Origin of the sequence: Brevibacillus reuszeri, assembly GCF_001187725.1 — a bacterium.
Lineage (GTDB): Bacteria > Bacillota > Bacilli > Brevibacillales > Brevibacillaceae > Brevibacillus > Brevibacillus reuszeri.
The window spans coordinates 394,064-411,557 of sequence record NZ_LGIQ01000009.1; the positions used below are offsets into that span (position 1 = coordinate 394,064).

Genomic DNA, 17,494 nt, shown 5'->3' on the forward strand with positions numbered 1-17,494 from the left:
TCGATTAAACAGGGGGAATCTGGTTGTGGAAAAGGACACATTCCATCTGGGGAGTTCCAAATTTTGGAATTTATCGAATCCATCCTCGTTCCAGCTGAAAGGTTTCCTCAACAGGTTTTACTCTCCCTCTCGCAAATCTTTGGCTTTCATCGGTCTATCTTTTGGATCGCAGATAAACACGGTAATTTGTTTCTTCCTATCACGCTCAATGTCGAGGATAGGCTAATCCAAGACTATGTCTCCTATTATTTTCATCATGATCTGCTGCATCCGCAAACTGCCATTCCTCAAAACCCCTCCCGCAATGCTTTGCGCATCAATGACGTCATGTCCGACCAGGAATACGAGCAAACCATCTACTACAACCAGTTCATGCGTGCCTACGGAAACTACGATGAGATGGGCATTTACCTCAAAAAGGAAGGCAGGCTGCTTGGATGCATTGGGTTGGCACGCAGCAAACAGGAGAAACGCTTCACAGAGAATGACGTGCGATTGATAGAATCACTTTCCCGTACGATAGCTCATACGCTTGCCATCCACACGAATGCAGATGAACTGCAAAAAGAACGTGTGTTATTCACAGCCCATTCCCAGTTGTCTTCCATCGGCATCATCATTGTAGAGCCTCCTACCCACATCCGTTATGTGAATCCAGTAGCCAAAGACATTTGTGCCGAATGGTTTTTAGGAAAAACGTACACGAATCCTGTACTCGCCTTTATCCAACAGCACATGAAGAATCATGCCCTTTCCAGTCCCGCTACTTTTTCTGCTCCAGCAGCAAGCACTTTGTCTCTTTCTCAGCAAGCGTTCACTATCTATGTGCAACCTTCTGTCCCCACCCATTCTTCCGATCACCGAACGCTTCCCTACGCCATCTACCTGATTCCCAAAGGAAGGCACTCCGGGATGTCTACCACCCGAGAGCAGGAACCGCTCCCCCACTTGACGCGAACGGAGGGGCGAATCTACGAACTCGTACAGCAAGGTTATACCAACCAACTGATTGCCAATGAGCTGCATATCAGCCTGAACACGGTGAAGCGACATTTGCAAAATACGTACAGGAAATTAGGCGTTTCGAACAGGACTGAACTGTGCTATAAACTGAAAACGACATAACACGAAAACGGGACGAAGAATACCGCTCCTTCTTTTTCCTAACCGGTTCCCAAGTTCAGAGATTTAATAGGACGCTTTCTTGTTTGTAGAGAGCGCCCTATCTAGACATCTATAGTGGAGTGTTGGTATTACCAGATGTGAAGGCCGCACATATGCCGCATTCTCCAACTGAAACAGCCTGGTAATCGTTTAGAGATTGTAGAAATTGTAAGCGACCTTTTCTCTCAATTATTTCTCATTCTGAAGAACCTTTCTGTATTCAACACCGTGAATATGTATGAGTATTTTTCGCTTTTCTAATACTTCAAAGAAATTCAACATATCACTAAATGGATTTTCAAAATATTGAATTAAATGTTTGAAATTCTCAGTTGATTTCAAGAAGTCATAAAAAAAGTAAGGATCAACATTTCCAATATCATCTGTATTCCCGAGGGAAACCTCCAATTTTTGTCCAGTAGCTAAATTTTCAAACATGCAATGCTCTCCATGAACATCAAAATACCAATTACCGGTTAAATGTTCTTCATCGTTTCGTAATTCCGCATTTGAAATTAAGTAGTAATTTCCTTTTATTATCTCTGATTTTTCAGGCTGGTTCGTTTCCAATATTAATTTGTCAATGAGTTCTTGCGCAATTACTTTATAAGCGTCCATTGCTGCCAATAATTCATCTACCGTTTCTTTAGTTAGTGAGTTCATACATTACCGCCTTCTATGCTATTTATATTTTTCAAATATTAACTTTTCAAACTGGCGTAGTGGTTAACGTAGCCTTTGTACATTTCAGCATGATTATTTTCTGAGCAAAAGCACATCATCAGGCAATTCATCTGAGTCTAATACGTATGAATCCTTCCCCTTCAAATATTTATCAAAGAAATCCAGGAGCAAGACATTCATAATTCTCTCCATTTCAATAGGGTCTATTTCTCCGAGTATTTCCTGCTTAACTTCCTTGTCTCCTACAACACCTTTTGAAATAAAGTTTTCTGCCAGTATTTCGCTGTAATCAGTAAAGTTCGCATGGGTACTATTTTGGATTGATACTAAATAGGTGTCATTTTCAGCGTTTAAGAAAGGATATGTTAAAAATAAACCGGAACCATTTTGTACCATCAAGCTCGGTTTTTTTATCGGTTTCTGCCAGATCGTGCTGTAGAAGAAACCATCCAGGTTGACGCTGGCCTTGATTAAATCAGATGCATGTGTAAGGCTAAGTGCGGTTGATCCCCCAAAGGACATTCCAAAAGCACCGATGCTCTCTTTATCGACATGATTGTAAAGGTGAGCATGCTCCTGTTCATCATCATTTAGAAACATGTCAAGGGCAACAAGACTGTCTTTTATCCATACTTCACTGTGCGTGGTTAAACCGGGTTGACCGTCAATTAATCTTTTATAGGAATCGCGATGCTCCTCCATGCTTGCTCCTTTACCATCTCCACTGAGCCATGCAGAGTATGATGCGAATAACTCTATAGCATTTACTGCTTCTGCTTGAAGCTCCTTTATTTGTTTTTCGTTATCAGGTACTAAAAGCTCACCAGATGACAACTCATACGAGCCTGAGCCCTGATGGCCTATGCTTAAAACCATATATCCATGAGAAGCAAGTTCCTCGAATTGAACCGTGTTCGCTTCACAGAAGAGGTTGAATCCATGGCTGAAAAGGAGAAGCGGGTGCTTGCCATCACAGATGGGGGCGTTGACGTATGAATTTGTTTCAATACCATTGGCTCCTGGAATGATACTCTCATTCACATACGGTTTCAATTTTCCTTCACCGTTACCTTTTGCGGGATAAAAGCATAGGCAGGGAATCACGCGGCTTTTTTCGCCTGTCTCGTTCGAATCATATTCATAAGAAAAGTGTGTACATCCTACCAGATAGGGGCCGCTCGGTTTACGGAGTTTGTGCTTCTCTTTTATCTTCATCAATTTTTTCCTCTCAAATTGGATGTTTTCATCAAAGTGTATAACGTGGTAATGAGAAAAAGATAGAATTCCATCAAGAAGGCCGTATCAGATTAACTACAATCTCGCCCACCCTTGGGTATGGGCGAGATACCACAATGGGCTTAACTCCAACCCGCATTCTTGCTTCCCCCGTCACAGCTTACACCACTATGTACGGCGTTTCTATTAAAAAGTGTTTATTACGTATAACGAAATAAATGAGAGCACATTTACTATTACTGAAAATTTAATTTCACTTGATTAAAGCTATGTTCTGCCTCTACGTATTGATTCTCTAGATGAGCTAAATCTTGTTCCGCCTGCAATACTTCTGCGGTACCTAAAAGCCCCTGTTTAAATTGAATAATCATCCTCGTATAGTTCTCACTAGCAAGTTTGAGCGCCCTCTTACTTGTTTGTAAAAGTTTATACCCGTCCTCATAACTTTGGTAAATACTGTACAACGCGTAGACATTTGCTCTATTCATTTTTTCTAATTCTATGCTAGCCTTTTCCAAATTGTTTCTGGCAATTTTTCCTGGATCCGTAGATAGAACTGAATATTTACTGATCAAATCGACACGTAGCGGTGCGACCTGTATATCTCCTTTTTTCTGAACACGCGTACTTGTATCTGTTGCAAGTGATGCGACAGCTTCTTCAAACGTGATAGGAGGGTTTTCCGTCGTGGCATCCTGCTCCGAGGGATAGTCAATTGTTTGTAGTCATTAGCGCTCACCTACAAAAAAAGCGAAGATATTGTTGCTGGGCAACAAAAAATCCCCTATGTCTCAAAGTGATATTGATTGCAGATTAACGCTATCTTCAAATATCTCAGGAGTCCTCTAGCTTTAATAATTGATGGGCCTTTATACAATAATACATCTAACTGGTGTATTCTTTCCCAGCGACACTCCATTTCAGAGAGGGACCGAACTCTTTCCCCTGGTAGACGGATTATTGACTCATAAGGCGATATCGAGCATCCACCGAGCCGGTACAAATCCTGCAGGGTATCGAGCAACTGCTCCTTGACTGAGGACCACCAGGCCCGATGTGTAAATTCGCTGTTATAAACTACCTTATCACTTGGTCTGCAACAATTTTCAAGATTCCGCGCGGTCTCGATTTGAGTATCGGATAAGGAATCTAGTTGAGTGGTCGATGCATCTCTCAACCAAGCATACCTTGGATAAACGACAAGGGTGCTCCGTTATCCACTAGCTCACACGGATAATCATCCATCGGAGGAGTCAAAATGTATGGATAACGTAAGAAGGAGCGAACAAAATGAATGAAAAATTGATGGATTTTATCAAAAACCAAGGGATTGTATGGAAAATCCCGATAGCGTCAGCACTATCATGGGAACTTGCTGAATGGGCTGGGTCCAAACACCCGTACCTTGCTCCTCTCACGGTCATCTTATCTATTCAATTAACGGTTGATAAATCCATTCAATTTGCTTGGCAGCGTGTTTTAGGAACCATTGCCGGCGTCCTTTTTACTGTATTGATAACGCCTTTTATCGGCATAAACGGTTGGAGTATTGGCCTCTTCTTATTTGTTGCAGCTCTCTTCGTAACGTGCTTGAATGTAAATCATGCTATCTTTGTTCAAGTTGCACTCAGCATTTTAATGGTCATGTATTTTCAAAGCAAAATGCCGAGCTATCCCCTTGATCGGATACGCGATACGATTATTGGAGCGATAGTCGCTATTGTAATCCATCTTTTGTTATTCCCACCGGATTCCGTTAACAAAGCCCGAAATAAGTTGGACCAATTAGCAAATCATCTATCCAATCAATTTACCAATACTGCTCTTTGGATTAAAGAAGGCTGTCCCTCCCATACAGCTCATGCTTTGCAAAAATCGCTATTTCAGGAGCTTCATCAGGCGACAACCGAGTTAGATAAAGCGGAGCAAAGCTTGCGTTACAATCCGTTTGGCACCAAAAAACGTGATACAATGAAACAACTGACTCGGCAAATGCAACTGCTTCGGTCTGGATATTCCAATCTTGCTGACATGATACGAGTTTTTGCCAAATGGTCCGAAAGTGGCAGTTTCACGAAAGAGAATCAACAAATTTGGAATGATCATGTAAGCGAGCTAGCCAAGCTTGTTAAGGAATGGAATAATGGCTTGGGTGAATCCGGAACTTCTAGCTCCACTTCCAAGGTATCTGCCATGCAAATGAAAGTCCCCGTCGATATGAAAAACTATCTATACCCAGCTGCCTTATATATGAACTCTGAACAAGTGACTCAAGATTTCCAGAGTCCTACTAAATCCCGATAATCTTCAGCAAAATCCACATCCACGAATAGATCCGGGCTGGTAAAATCGATCATTCATAGCAGCATCATCCAATTCTGAACGTAGGGCAGCCGCCAAAGCATCATTAACCCAAACTCATTGACCTCAATGGAAGATAGGCGCTTCCTTTCACATGGGTTATCGTCGCTAGTACGCTTCTTAGACCGGTACGTTGAACGGATTCCAAAATACGATGTATTTCGTCCAACCTCTTCCCTCCTTAGGCTTATGAAAGGTAGCCAGCACCTTCAGATCTTTTTCGGTGTAAAAACGTCCTTCACTGCATTGTGAATTTCTTCATAGGACGTACATCTGCAAATGTTGGATTCTAACCAAACCCTGATGGTTTCTTCATCTGCATGCGGGTGAACATTCCGTAACCCTTCACAGTTCACAATAAAACCTGGAGTACAGTAACCGCATTGGAATGCCTGATTATGAGCAAAAGCATTTTGTACCAGTGAGTTCGTCAAACCTTCGATCGTAGTAATATGCTTTCCGTGAGCTTCCACTGTGAGCATCAGGCAAGATTTCATGGTTATGCCGTTTACCAATATCGTACACGTGCCACAGTCGCCATTATTGCAACCGGATTTACTTCCTGTGAGTCCGAGGTTGTCTCGAAGCGTAAATAAGAGAATTTCTGCCGCTCTTACGCGAATGGTTCGATTCTCACCGTTGACTTTGAATTCAATTGGATACAAGGCAGTCTCGAGCGATGACATGCTTCACTCCCTTTCTAATATTTGTATCGAGTCAGCAATCGTTTGTTTAAGTACGAATTTCCTATAAGGCGCGGAACCTTCCGCATTATTTAGTACTGGAGCAGGTAATTTACTGATCGCGTTCTCAATTCTAGCTGCTAAAGGGATTGAGGATTCGTTTATCGCCTGGTCCATTTCTACGGATCGAAACGGGAATGGGCAAACACCACTGAATGCAGTATGAATCCGGTTATTTTTCTTGAGAGCAGCTATCGTAACAAGAGGGTAGCCAACGTTGCCAATCTGCCTTTTTTTGTAATGAGCGAAAGGCAGTGCTAAATAACTTCGGTCTGTTAAGGTCTGAACAAGAAATTCACCACGTTCTAACCTTAAATGTTGTGTGAATATTTTGTTAATAGAAACCTCTTTTGTCCCTCGCATTCCTGCTATAATCACTTTGCTGTTGGTCAACAATAGCGGTAGCACGGCTTCCCGGTAATAAATTTTGCCGCAAATGTTACCTCCGAATGTAATCGTATTCCGCGCTGTTTGATCAGCAACTTCCTTTGCCGTTTCACTGAGCAGTGGAAATAGATTCACCGCGGATAATGCCGATAATGTGACGCAAGCTCCGATAACTAGTTTATCGTTCTCTATTTCCATTACATTACACTCCGGAATGGATTTTAAATCAATTACTGCACCCGGATGAATAGAATTTGTTCGAGCCCATGTGATGATTTCCGTACCTCCGGCGTAATACAACGGATTCTTCCCCCGTTGTTGCAGAAACTGAAACCATTCCACAGCTAATTGAATGGAAGATGGTTGGTAATAATCAAAGTCAAACGGAATCATGGATCGTCCTCCAGATCATCTCGGGCGTGAGAGGCAAATGATTAAACTCTACACCAGCGGCGGTACTTAGGCTACTTGCCAATGCTGCAGGCATGCCGATCAAGCCATGTTCCCCGATACCTCGCAATCCGTAGGGTGCTTCCAAATGAGGTGTCTCAATGAAATCAACGTCGTACTGTGGCTGCTCCCCAAAACGAATCAATTTGTAGGTTCGAAATTGCGGATTTATTATGGCGCCTTTTTCATTGAATAAAAAAGCTTCTCGACTAGCAAGACTTAGGCCCATGCTCATGCCACCTGTAATTTGGCTACGTGCAAATTCTGGATTGATCACCTTGCCGGCATCGATGACCGTTGCTGCTTTAACAATTTTGTACGTGTAATCTTTGGTATTTAATTCTACTTCTACTGCCTGAGCACCAACCGTCCATTCCGGGCCGGGATTGCCCTTTCCTGTTTCTGCATCCAATAAAGTTAAATTCCGCATCGCGTAGCTTCCGCGGCCGATAATTTGCCCTCCGATCGTATTCCCATTTGGGAATCTATAGCCGTTAGCGAGTTTCCCAATGGGTATCCCTCTATCGGGATGATTCTTAAAGAAAACCCTGCCTCCTCCTACTTGTAAATCTTTCGGTGAGCAATGCAAAACGATTGCTGCTAAGTTTTTTAACTGAATGATGGCATCATCGGCTGCATTCAGAATCGCATTGCCAACTAAAAAAGTACTGCGGCTCGCCACCGTTTTCCAATGATGGGGATCAACTTCGGTGTTGACTTCTGACGAGATATTTATCATTTCCTCATTCATCTGCAAACGTTCTGCCAGCAGCTGAGTCAGTGCCGTCCTCGTCCCCTGACCTATTTCTACTGCACCGCAAAGCAGATTTACGCTTCCATCTTCATTAAACACAATAACAGCTCCAGCTCCGGCATCGGTTGGCGTATTTGAATTTTTCCAGAAGCAGCACACCCCTTTTGCCTTGATAAGGTGATCATTAGATACCCGTGAAGGACGATCGTCCCAATCGATTAATGTTTTTAATTTTGCAATGCACATGGGCAAATTGCCTAAATTACTTCTATTCAACATGGTTTGCGTCGGGGAAGTATCTCCCGGTCGTATTGCATTATAAAATCTAAATTTCAAAGGATCCATACCTACCTGATTCGCCAATAAATCCATCGCCCTTTCTATGGCGAAAGTTAGTTCTGGATGGCCGAATCCTCGAAATGAGGTAGAGTAAGGATGATTCGTATACATACATAAAGAGTCGCAATGTACATTGTCGATGCGATATGGCCCCGTACAATCGACGGCTCCCGCCTGGCTCATAACCACACCCCGATCCGAATACGCTCCGCCATCAAACAGATGCAAAATTTCAGCAGCCATCAGTTTTCCATCACGGGTACAGCCTAGCTTGATTTTGGCATCCAACCCGATATGTACAGGAGAAGAGATCATGTCCACTTCCCTGGAGTTAACCAATTTTACAGCTTTTCCACCTACCGCATGGGAAGCCAAAAAAGCTAGAAATTCCATTTGAATCGCGGCTTTTCCACCAAAGCTTCCACCGACCAAGGGTGTATGAACGATCACTTTATGTAGAGGAATATGAAACGATTGACTGATTGCCCTTCGGATGACGAAAGGCGATTGTGAAGTGGAATGGATGATTACTTTGCCGTCTGGCATAATCTGTGACATACTGCATCTCATTTCCATCGCAGCGTGGTCCGACTGTGGTAAAGTGACCTCGACTTCTACGGTATGATGGCAGTTTCTCCAACCTTCCACCATATTCCCTTTACGTATTTTGGTCCGGTTCGCGATGTTGGTTCCAGGCTCAGGATAAACCTCTTCATGACGCTTGTACTCGCCAAGACGCTCATGTACAAGCGAGGCATTTTTCTGCAAAGCTTCCCTCGGAGAAAGGACTGCCGGTAATCGATCATAATCCACTTTGATTCGGAGAGCCGCCATCTCTGCAATATATTCTTGTTCAGCGACAACTAGTGCGACGGGTTCTCCAAAATATCTTACTTTGTCTATTGCGATTGGTGGGCGGTCTTCTAGTGGTGACCCTGTCAGTATCGGATAATTTTGTCCTGTTATGATCGCTTTGACACCTGGTATTTTCATTGCCTCTGTTAAATCGATTGATTTTATGTTAGCGTGAGCATGCGGACTGATGGCAATTTTGGCATGTAGGAGCCCTCGTGTCGAATTGTCGTTGATATATTTAGCTGTCCCTGTAACTTTATCCCATGTTTCCTTCCTAGGAATGCTTTTCCCAATGGATCGTTGCATGTAGACTCCCGCCTTTAACTGTAGTGAGTTTGCAACGCTCGGATTCTTCATAGCCTATATATACACAAGACTAATTGTCCGTATTATTTAAAAAGTAACCCAGCTGTAGCACCCATTGGTGTCGTCTCAATTGTTAATCTTTACCTGATTACTGCTCTATATCCTGTGGGTAATCACTAATGTGCAGATGGGATAAATTTCTGAATTAGCAATACTGACCTTCTTTTTTGATTAATGGGAATGCCGCTATTTTTAGAAAAAACGTGTTAAACAAGTACCTAACGCTTTCAAACAACCATTTCATTCATAGAATCACATGGTTTAGCAAAGCTGTTGGATCGTCGAGGAAGTCTGAAAACAAACAATTCGAAGGTGTGAGTGGTTTGGAGAATATCGATAAAAAAAGTCGATTGGATGAAGAAGTTTTCAGTTACCGGGTATCGAAAAACAATACGATTTTTATCGACTGGTACGGAAAGCAAGTGACTATTCTTAAGGAGAAAGAAGCTCAGAAGTTCTTGGTCAAGATGGAGCAAGCACGCAATCACAAAGAGAAACAGCTTGTGATGGCTAAGGTAACGGGGAATTTCAAAAGAGGAAATGAAAAGGGGGCATCCCATTAAAGAGCCGGCGCAGCATCGCCCCGACTCCTGTTCACCATTTCGCCAGTACAGCCCAAAACTGCTATCAGCAAATCTGTCCGGTATGGCGTCGTTTTCTTCTACAGCTTCTGGTCTAAAATGGCGGTGATCTCCCTCAGATCTGGCCGGGCATTTGCCAGCCCGTTTTTTTATTCCAATGGCATCCGTATCATCTAGATGCACATGCCAATCCCCACTAGCATTGTATTTATCAATGATAGACGTTATTTCTTGCCCCTCACTTTCGGTAAGGTTATGTATACTTTTTGTATTTTTCAGTCCGTTGAACTAAAAATGGTTGCTAACAATACCAGGCCTGATCATGATTATGGCAAGCCTGGTACGTTGATGACACTTAATTTTTGAACAGAATTTCGCCCGCCTGTGTGGAAATGTTGAGCGTTGGACTCTCAGATTGAGCCTCACCCACATATCCATGGAGTTCTTTGGAAACAACAGTTGTGGTATTTGTTGCTTTTTCAAGAGGAACCTGATTATCGATATTGCCTAGTTTTGTTGATAGATTTACATATAGAGGTGCCGATTGATCAGGTAGAGCGAATTCGACGTTACCAACGTTAGTAGATATGTTACTGCTTTCCATGCCAATTACATCCGTTACAGTGATGTTGCCGGCAATGCTGCTCACATTTAAATGTTGGACCGACAATTCTGACTCAACGAATATGTTGCCAAATTCATTATCTATCTCAAGGTATTTGAAGTCTTTATAAGGAAGATGTATCGTTAAGGATGGCAATGGCTCCGTATTTATGATCTTCTTTTGTTCCTGTTTAAGCATAATCTGTAATGTTCCATCTTGGATCGACGTAGTCACGTTGGCATCCATTCCTTTTGTATTTCCCTTGGAAAATTCCCATTGTGCTTGATTGATTTGTTTGTCGCCTATGACTGTAACTATAGCAGCGGTACCCTGAATTTTTAGAGAATGAATGTTCTTTACATCTATTTGAGAAATATCCCCTTTTAATGTATTCGAGACATTTTTAATATCCGATGTTTCTGAATTCACAATTGTGTTCGTCAGTATAGTAGAGTCTTGCTGTGACGAACCTGATGTACTAGTGGCGGAGGATTCTTTCGTACATCCGGCGAGTCCGATACTAGCAGCGGCCAGGAGAATCATTGCTAACTTCATGTTGTTATTCATATGTTTATCTTCCTTTCTTTTCTGCATTAGATGTGTTGATTAACCAATTATCAGGAATGATCATTGGAATCGCCTAAAAATATCAAATATACTTTCCCTAGTTAACGAATGTCGATTTGATCAATTTTGCGAATCGTCATGTATCCAACCGCTATGCCAATCGCGGCTAGCAGAATTGGAACGATAATAACGTCATTCAAGCTGAATCCGCCACTGTCCGAGCAGGTCAGCAATACGATGATGATGGAGGATACAATGGTCGTCGGAATAGAATATTTGCGCATCCCGAAGTAGAGCGGAATCAGCGCCATGAAGCTTGCCGCCAGCGCATGGAAGCCTAATTTCCCAGCGTGCTGCAACACGAGCGTCAGCGTCAGTTCATCCGATACGAAATGTGTGAATGAGTTGATGACAAAATACAACGTACTCAAAATAATCATGGAAGCCACGATACATAGAAAGGTGAACGTGATCACGACCATAAGCTTAGCCGCAATGATTTTATGACGTTTGATCGGGTACATGAACAAGACGGTAATCGTCTTATGATTGAACTCATCGATGACGAATCGCCCCAGCAAGACGGCCGCGAAAATAATAAATGTCCCTCTCACAAATACATCTATCATAGAAAACACCCTGCTATAATTTTCAAATACGTTTATGCCGTACATCTTCGGCGAATAGCTCATCAACATCATGAATCCGAAAATGATCAGAGTAGCTATCACAGCGCTGCGAATATACCCCATGATCTTAAATTTTCTTAGCTCCAGCTTCATCAAATTAAGCACGTACTCCACCTCCATTTAACACTTGCAAAAAGTAATCCTCTAATGAGCCGCTTCGTTTATGAATCGAATCAATAACCACTTCATTCATGATCAAGGTTTTAGCAATTTCGCTTTGGGCCATATGCTGGTCATAGATTCGTATGAATTGATTGTCGATGACTCGGAAATTGTTCAATTGAAGTTTATCCGTTAAGACATAAGCAGCTCGGTTGCAATCCAGCGTCATGATCTCGATGTAATTCGTCGTCTCACCACGAATTTCGTCCATCGCAATCTCTCGTAGTAACCGACCGCCTTGAATGACGCCAATTGTATCCGCAATTTGCTCGATCTCGCCTAGAATGTGACTGGAGATCAATAGCGTCGTGCCATATTCCTTGCACAACATGCGGAATACGTCTCTTAACTCTTTGATTCCTAGCGGATCGAGACCATTGATCGGTTCGTCGAAAATAAGCAGTTCCGGTTTGGTTGTAATAGCGCGGGCGATCCCCAGGCGCTGTTTCATCCCGAGCGAGAAGGTCTTTACTTTCTTCTTGCCCGTATCGACCAGATTCACAAGTTCCAGCGCTTCATCAATCGCCTTTTTGTTGTAGTACCCCATATAATCGCAGTGCAGCTCCAGATTCTCGCGGGCTGTCAGCTTATCATAGAACACCGGGTATTCAATAATTGTTCCCATGCGTCCCCGAAGATGATAGGAATTCGGCATTAGCTTCTCTCCAAATATCTCGATCTCCCCACTCGATGGTTTGACGAGATTCGTAATCATCTTTATCACTGTCGTTTTTCCTGCGCCGTTGGGACCCAAGAATCCGTAGATCTCGCCTTTCTTCATATTCATATTGACATTCGAGACGACTTTCTCTCCTTGAAAAGCCTTGGTCAATCGATTCGTTCGTACTATATGCTCCATACTCTTTTCACCTCTCGCTCTCTCATAACGATATCTTACAGAACGTAATCTTCTTTTTTCTTACTTCACTCTTACGAATTTCTTAAGCTGACGCTATGTGCGATGATGCTCATGAAAAAACTCATGAAATGAGTTAACCCTCCTCAATGCATGAGCTAGTAATGTACTTTTTTCAATTGAACGGTAAATACCGTTAACTCATAAGGCTTGCTGCGAAGGTGAATAGACCCGCCCATACTCTCCACCAACCGCTTCGTAATGGTAAGTCCCAGTCCGCTGCCTTGATAGAACTTATTCCGCGAATCTTCCAGCGTATACATCCGTTCAAACACATGATCGATATGCATAGCATCAATACCCTTTCCCCTGTCCCATATATCCACATAGACAGAAGATTCATCTTCCCGGAGGGTCAAACCGAGCTGCTTGCCGTGATTGCCATATTGAATGCTGTTCGAGATCAGATTGTTCAGCACGCGATGCAGCGCCTCATCATTACCGAAGCCATAAATCGGTTGATCCGGAATCTCGATATGGACGAGGTAACCTTGCTCCGCAAGAATGTCGTAATAAGCCAGAATCGTCTTGCCACAACGTTCATTCATGAGAATTCGGGTCATCGGCATATCTTGATCCCCGGACTCCAGCTTAGCCAAATCGAAGAAATCATGAATGAGCCCCAACGTCTCCTGGGTTTTGACATACACTTTGCCCAGCATACGTTCGCGCTCATCTGCTTGCATCGCCGGATCGAGATGGAGCATCTCAATATAACCCAGTACGACGGTTAAGGGGGTCTTCAGATCGTGCGAAATATTCGATACCATCTTTTTCATCGATATTTCCATTTTGGCATAGTTTGAGGACATCTGATGTTGCGCCTCCAAGAGCCGGTTGATCTCTATCAGCAGCGCTTTGAACTCCCGGTCAGTCGTCATGAGCAATAACTTCTCATGGGTAGCGAGGGATGATATGCGTTCGATCTCTGATCGCAATCGGCGCAATTGCTTGCGGTGGCCCACGCGATTAACAGCCTGATACATGACTATACAGATAAGAATCGCGATCATCATCAATAGAATGAACGTCATCTTAGCGACCTTCCCACTTGTAGCCAATGCCCCATAGCGTCTTAATATACCGCGGCTCTGACGGTTTATCTTCTATCTTGTCCCGCAGCCTGCTCATATGAACATTTATGACGTTCTCATCGCCGTAATAGTCATCGTTCCATACCTTCGCGTAAATTTGTGCTTTCGTAAAGACGCGATTGGGATGCGCTGCGAGTAGTCGCAGAATCTCGAACTCTTTGGATGTCAATTTTATAGGCTCTTCGTGCTTGAAGACGGCGTAATTATCAAATTCAATCCGTAAATCGCCCATGTTCAGGATTGTATGCTTCGGCGCAAAGTTCGTCTCGACGCTCGCGTATTTCGTCGCCCGCCGGATGATCGCCTTCAGTCTCGCAGACAATTCGATCATCGAGAAAGGTTTCTCAATGTAGTCGTCTGCACCGAACCCGAGGCCTAACGCCTTGTCGATGTCGCTGTCCTTCGCGGACATAATCAAGATCGGCACATGGCTGTAAGCCCGAATGCGACGGATGACTTCCATTCCATCTATCTTGGGCATCATAAGATCGACGAGTAACAGATCAAATCGCCCCTGCGCCTGCTCGAATTTCCGAAGTCCCTCATCGCCATCCCCGGCAACGGTCACCGCATATCCTTCTTTCGTTAAATAAGTCTCAACCATTTCTACAATGGCTTGATCATCTTCCATAATGAATATCGAATGATTAATAACGATCAATCCTCTCCACGCTTGCTATGACTTTTCAATTCATTAGTATAACAAAAAAGTACCGTAAGTTTGTTATAATCCGATTATCCCAAAGCGAGATAAGACCGTTCGCGTAATAATACTAGATAGACGGCTGAAAATAACCTATCCATTCATACAAGGAATTTACGCTGTTAACAACTAATTCTTTCCATTAGGTAGAGATTACTTTGTGGAAAGAGTGATCGACATGGCGAGAACAAAGAATGAAGTGAATGAAGTGCATATTTTAGCTTTATAAAGCATTATCGACATGATCGTGTAAATTGTATTTGCTTGTCGCCTGTTAACAGTTTTAATTAACACTACAAGAGCTAGATTCTGCCCAAGCTTTACCTACAACCATGTGCTCAAAGTAGCTCACTACTTCAGGCCAATCTTCAGAAGTAAACGGATATGCACACGTTTTTGGTGTAACCATTAAGGCAGGCGCAATCTAGCTATTATGGCAAAAAGCGAAACCAAGTTTGTCTGCAACTCGGTTTCGCTTTTCTCTTCCTACAAATCATTTTCAACAAATTCGGGATATGAGACCGTACGCAAGCGTAAAACGGGACGAATGTTCAAGTATGTTTAACCGTTTCTCCAATACGAGATACGGCAGAACTCAGATGCCATCAATCGCAAATGGACGATATACTTTCTTCATCCTGTACTCCCGTTTCGCTGCCGGTTAATCTTTTCGCAGTCCGCGAGTTATAGTTCATTCCTGTTCATTTTGCTCCCCGCCCTCCCTCAGGTAGCGGTTCATCCACTGTAGTATCTCGGCCATGCGCCGCTGCCGTTGGGCCGGCTTGCCCGAGCGGGACAGCTCGTGGTTCTCACCGTGGAAGACGCACATGCGGGCCTCGACTCCATGAAGGCGCAGCGCGGTGTACATCTGGTAGCCCTCCGGAATCCAGCAACGATAATCTTCGTCTGAGTGGATAAACAGCGTGGGTGTCTTCACCTTGTCCGCATATCTCAGTGGGGAGTGCTCCCACAGCTTCTGGGGATTTTTCCACGCGTCCGCCTGCATCTGATCCGTGCCGAAGTAGTAGCCGATATCGCTGATGTAGGTGAAGCTAAACCAATTGGAGATGGAGCGCTCGGAGCAGGCACAGCGGAAGCGGTTGGTGTGTCCGATGATCCAGTTGGTCATGAAGCCACCGTAGGAACCGCCGGTCACGCCGAGGCGCGCGCTGTCGATGGCGGGATAGGCCAGCAGCATCTCGTCCAGGAACTGCATTAGATTTTTATAGTCGATTCCACCGTATTTTCCCCGAATGTCGGCAAAGGCGTCGCCCTTGCCGTCGCTGCCCCGGGGATTGCAGTAGAGGACGATGTAGCCCTGCGCCGCCAATACCTGCATCTCATGGAAATATACATCGCCAAATGCAGTCTTGGGTCCGCCATGGATGTGCAGGATTGCAGGATATCGCTTCTCCGGGCTGTAATCCTGCGGTAGAAGGACCCAGCCATCGAAGACGAAGCCGTCCTGGTCCGTGATGGTGTGGTGTACAGGCTGTGTGTGCCACATGTCCTCATACGCCGCCTTATTGTAGCCAGAGAGACGCTCCAGCACGCCGTCCTTTAGCGCATAGAGCTCCTGCAGGCGCTGCCCGGTCAGGGAAATACAGCGGATCGCGTCGCCGCTGATGTCGAAGCAGTCAATGCTGCCGGCCTCGTCATACACCGCCTCGATAGCTCCGCTGTCCAGGTGCATGCGGTAAAGGCCGCACACATATCCCCGGAGGGAGGTAAAGTACAGGTGCCCGCCCTGGGCTTTGAGGATTGTTCCACCGCCCAGGCGGCAATCACTGTTCACTGGCAAGCCGATGGTGGCGTCATACCCCGCCAGTAGGTGGATAAAGCCGCTTGCCCTGTCAACGCGATAAAAGCCGCCGTTTTCCTTGAGCCCATAGGCTGCTCCCTCCGCACCGCAGAACAGAAGATCGCCATCTGCGTAAGTCACGCCCCTGATGTGGAAGCGCCCAACGGAAAGCCGTGTGGTGGTCCCCGATGCGCGGTCGTACTCCCACAGCGTGGCCTTCTCAGAGTAGACGCCGTCCATTTCGCGGCCCGCGCCGGCGATGTACCGCCCGCAGGGCGAAAGTGCATGCATCTCTACCTCTTGGTTTGGAGCGCTGACCATCGTAAGAGTATTCGCGGCCTCGTCGTACAGGTAGTGGCCACGGCGCAGACCATTTGTAAATCCTCGGCCATTGGACCAGAAGGGAACCTCGTCGATGATCTGGTAATCGCGGTCTTTGCGCAGCGCGTCGAGCCGCGCCTCCTTTTCGTTGAACTCCAGCCCATCCACTGCCAGGTGGTTCCTGTTATATTCCCCCAGCACCAGCCAAAGGCCCTTTTCCACCGGGCGGATGTCCATGACGCTTAGCCCCAGTTCGAAGGCAGATACCGCCTCGCCGCTATGGATGCAAAGGCGGTAGAAGCGGGTGAACACCTCGCCTCGGTCCTTCCGGGCGCGGTCCTTCTCGCAGCGTTCGGCGGCAAAGAGTAGAGTATCCGCATCCTCCCAGGCAAAGAGCTTCTGCCTACCGGTCTCAGCCAGCCGCAGCAGCTTGCCGGCGGCGCTGCACAGCCACAGCTCATGCCGGTAACCGTTGTCATCGTCTGCCTGTGACACAACATGTGCTGACTGCCCGCCCGCAGGGGAAAACTTCAGCTGGGAGAGGAACCGGTACTGTATGATATCGTCAATGCTTGGACTCTTCATAAGAGAGTCGCCTCCTTGCATAATAAAGTCAAATCTATTTAAAGTGTTTTTTTATTTCAATCTCATGAACATATTAAAAATAGAACCAGTTCAGATAGAGGTCGTCGTTCACTCCCATGTTGTGGGTGACGT

Annotated in this window: 14 protein-coding genes; 3 read left to right on the forward strand and 11 right to left on the reverse strand. The window is 44.9% G+C overall.

Annotation, left to right across the window (positions count from 1 at the left end; all coding sequences use genetic code 11):
* The first annotated feature begins 63 nt into the window (after positions 1–63).
* On the forward strand, positions 64–1,125 hold the full coding sequence (locus tag ADS79_RS16450; RefSeq protein ID WP_049739505.1) for a LuxR C-terminal-related transcriptional regulator: 1,062 nt from the start codon (positions 64–66) through the stop codon (positions 1,123–1,125).
* Between the two features lie 228 nt (positions 1,126–1,353).
* Here the strand turns inward: ADS79_RS16450 and ADS79_RS16455 are convergent, their stop codons facing one another.
* Positions 1,354–1,827 carry a DUF6896 domain-containing protein gene (locus ADS79_RS16455; RefSeq protein ID WP_049739506.1) on the reverse strand — a complete coding sequence of 158 codons (474 nt, stop codon included), beginning with the start codon at positions 1,825–1,827 and terminating at the stop codon, positions 1,354–1,356.
* A 93-nt stretch (positions 1,828–1,920) separates the two neighbouring features.
* Positions 1,921–3,063 (reverse strand): alpha/beta hydrolase family protein, encoded by a 1,143-nt coding sequence (locus ADS79_RS16460; protein WP_049739507.1) that lies wholly within the window; start codon positions 3,061–3,063, stop codon positions 1,921–1,923.
* A gap of 1,311 nt (positions 3,064–4,374) precedes the next feature.
* On the opposite strand from ADS79_RS16460, the gene ADS79_RS16470 reads away from it, so the two are divergent.
* Positions 4,375–5,388, forward strand: a complete 1,014-nt coding sequence (locus tag ADS79_RS16470; RefSeq protein ID WP_049739509.1) for an FUSC family protein — start codon at positions 4,375–4,377, stop codon at positions 5,386–5,388.
* 266 nt (positions 5,389–5,654) lie between these two features.
* Here the strand turns inward: ADS79_RS16470 and ADS79_RS16475 are convergent, their stop codons facing one another.
* The 3 genes from ADS79_RS16475 to ADS79_RS16485 are packed head-to-tail and all read right to left on the reverse strand — an operon-like array spanning position 5,655 to position 9,279.
* Positions 5,655–6,131 carry a (2Fe-2S)-binding protein gene (locus ADS79_RS16475; protein ID WP_049739510.1) on the reverse strand — a complete coding sequence of 159 codons (477 nt, stop codon included), beginning with the start codon at positions 6,129–6,131 and terminating at the stop codon, positions 5,655–5,657.
* Between the two features lie 3 nt (positions 6,132–6,134).
* On the reverse strand, positions 6,135–6,968 hold the full coding sequence (locus ADS79_RS16480) for an FAD binding domain-containing protein (RefSeq protein WP_049739511.1): 834 nt from the start codon (positions 6,966–6,968) through the stop codon (positions 6,135–6,137).
* A complete protein-coding gene (locus tag ADS79_RS16485) occupies positions 6,955–9,279 on the reverse strand; it encodes a xanthine dehydrogenase family protein molybdopterin-binding subunit (RefSeq protein WP_049739512.1) in 2,325 nt (774 codons plus the stop codon). Before ADS79_RS16485 ends, ADS79_RS16480 begins: the two co-directional genes overlap by 14 nt.
* Positions 9,280–9,662: 383 nt before the next feature.
* Here ADS79_RS16485 and ADS79_RS16490 point away from each other — a divergent pair, with 383 nt between their 5' ends.
* Positions 9,663–9,902: a hypothetical protein gene (locus ADS79_RS16490; RefSeq protein ID WP_049739513.1), complete on the forward strand. Its 240-nt coding sequence runs from the start codon at positions 9,663–9,665 to the stop codon at positions 9,900–9,902.
* A 373-nt stretch (positions 9,903–10,275) separates the two neighbouring features.
* On the opposite strand, the gene ADS79_RS16495 is transcribed toward ADS79_RS16490, so the two are convergent.
* The 6 genes from ADS79_RS16495 to ADS79_RS16520 all read right to left on the reverse strand — a co-directional run bounded on the left by ADS79_RS16495 (position 10,276) and on the right by ADS79_RS16520 (position 17,362).
* Positions 10,276–11,091: a DUF4097 family beta strand repeat-containing protein gene (locus ADS79_RS16495; protein WP_049739514.1), complete on the reverse strand. Its 816-nt coding sequence runs from the start codon at positions 11,089–11,091 to the stop codon at positions 10,276–10,278.
* Positions 11,092–11,192: 101 nt separating this feature from the next.
* The gene (locus ADS79_RS16500; protein ID WP_049739515.1) at positions 11,193–11,885 is read right to left on the reverse strand and encodes an ABC transporter permease; all 693 of its coding nucleotides are present in this window, start codon (positions 11,883–11,885) and stop codon (positions 11,193–11,195) included.
* On the reverse strand, positions 11,878–12,801 hold the full coding sequence (locus ADS79_RS16505) for an ABC transporter ATP-binding protein (protein ID WP_049739516.1): 924 nt from the start codon (positions 12,799–12,801) through the stop codon (positions 11,878–11,880). The genes ADS79_RS16500 and ADS79_RS16505 overlap by 8 nt, the downstream gene beginning before the upstream one ends.
* A gap of 155 nt (positions 12,802–12,956) precedes the next feature.
* Positions 12,957–13,892: a sensor histidine kinase gene (locus tag ADS79_RS16510; RefSeq protein WP_049739517.1), complete on the reverse strand. Its 936-nt coding sequence runs from the start codon at positions 13,890–13,892 to the stop codon at positions 12,957–12,959.
* Position 13,893: 1 nt separating this feature from the next.
* On the reverse strand, positions 13,894–14,613 hold the full coding sequence (locus ADS79_RS16515; protein WP_084765940.1) for a response regulator transcription factor: 720 nt from the start codon (positions 14,611–14,613) through the stop codon (positions 13,894–13,896).
* 733 nt (positions 14,614–15,346) lie between these two features.
* A complete protein-coding gene (locus ADS79_RS16520) occupies positions 15,347–17,362 on the reverse strand; it encodes an alpha/beta hydrolase family protein (RefSeq protein WP_049739518.1) in 2,016 nt (671 codons plus the stop codon).
* Positions 17,363–17,494 lie beyond the last annotated feature (132 nt).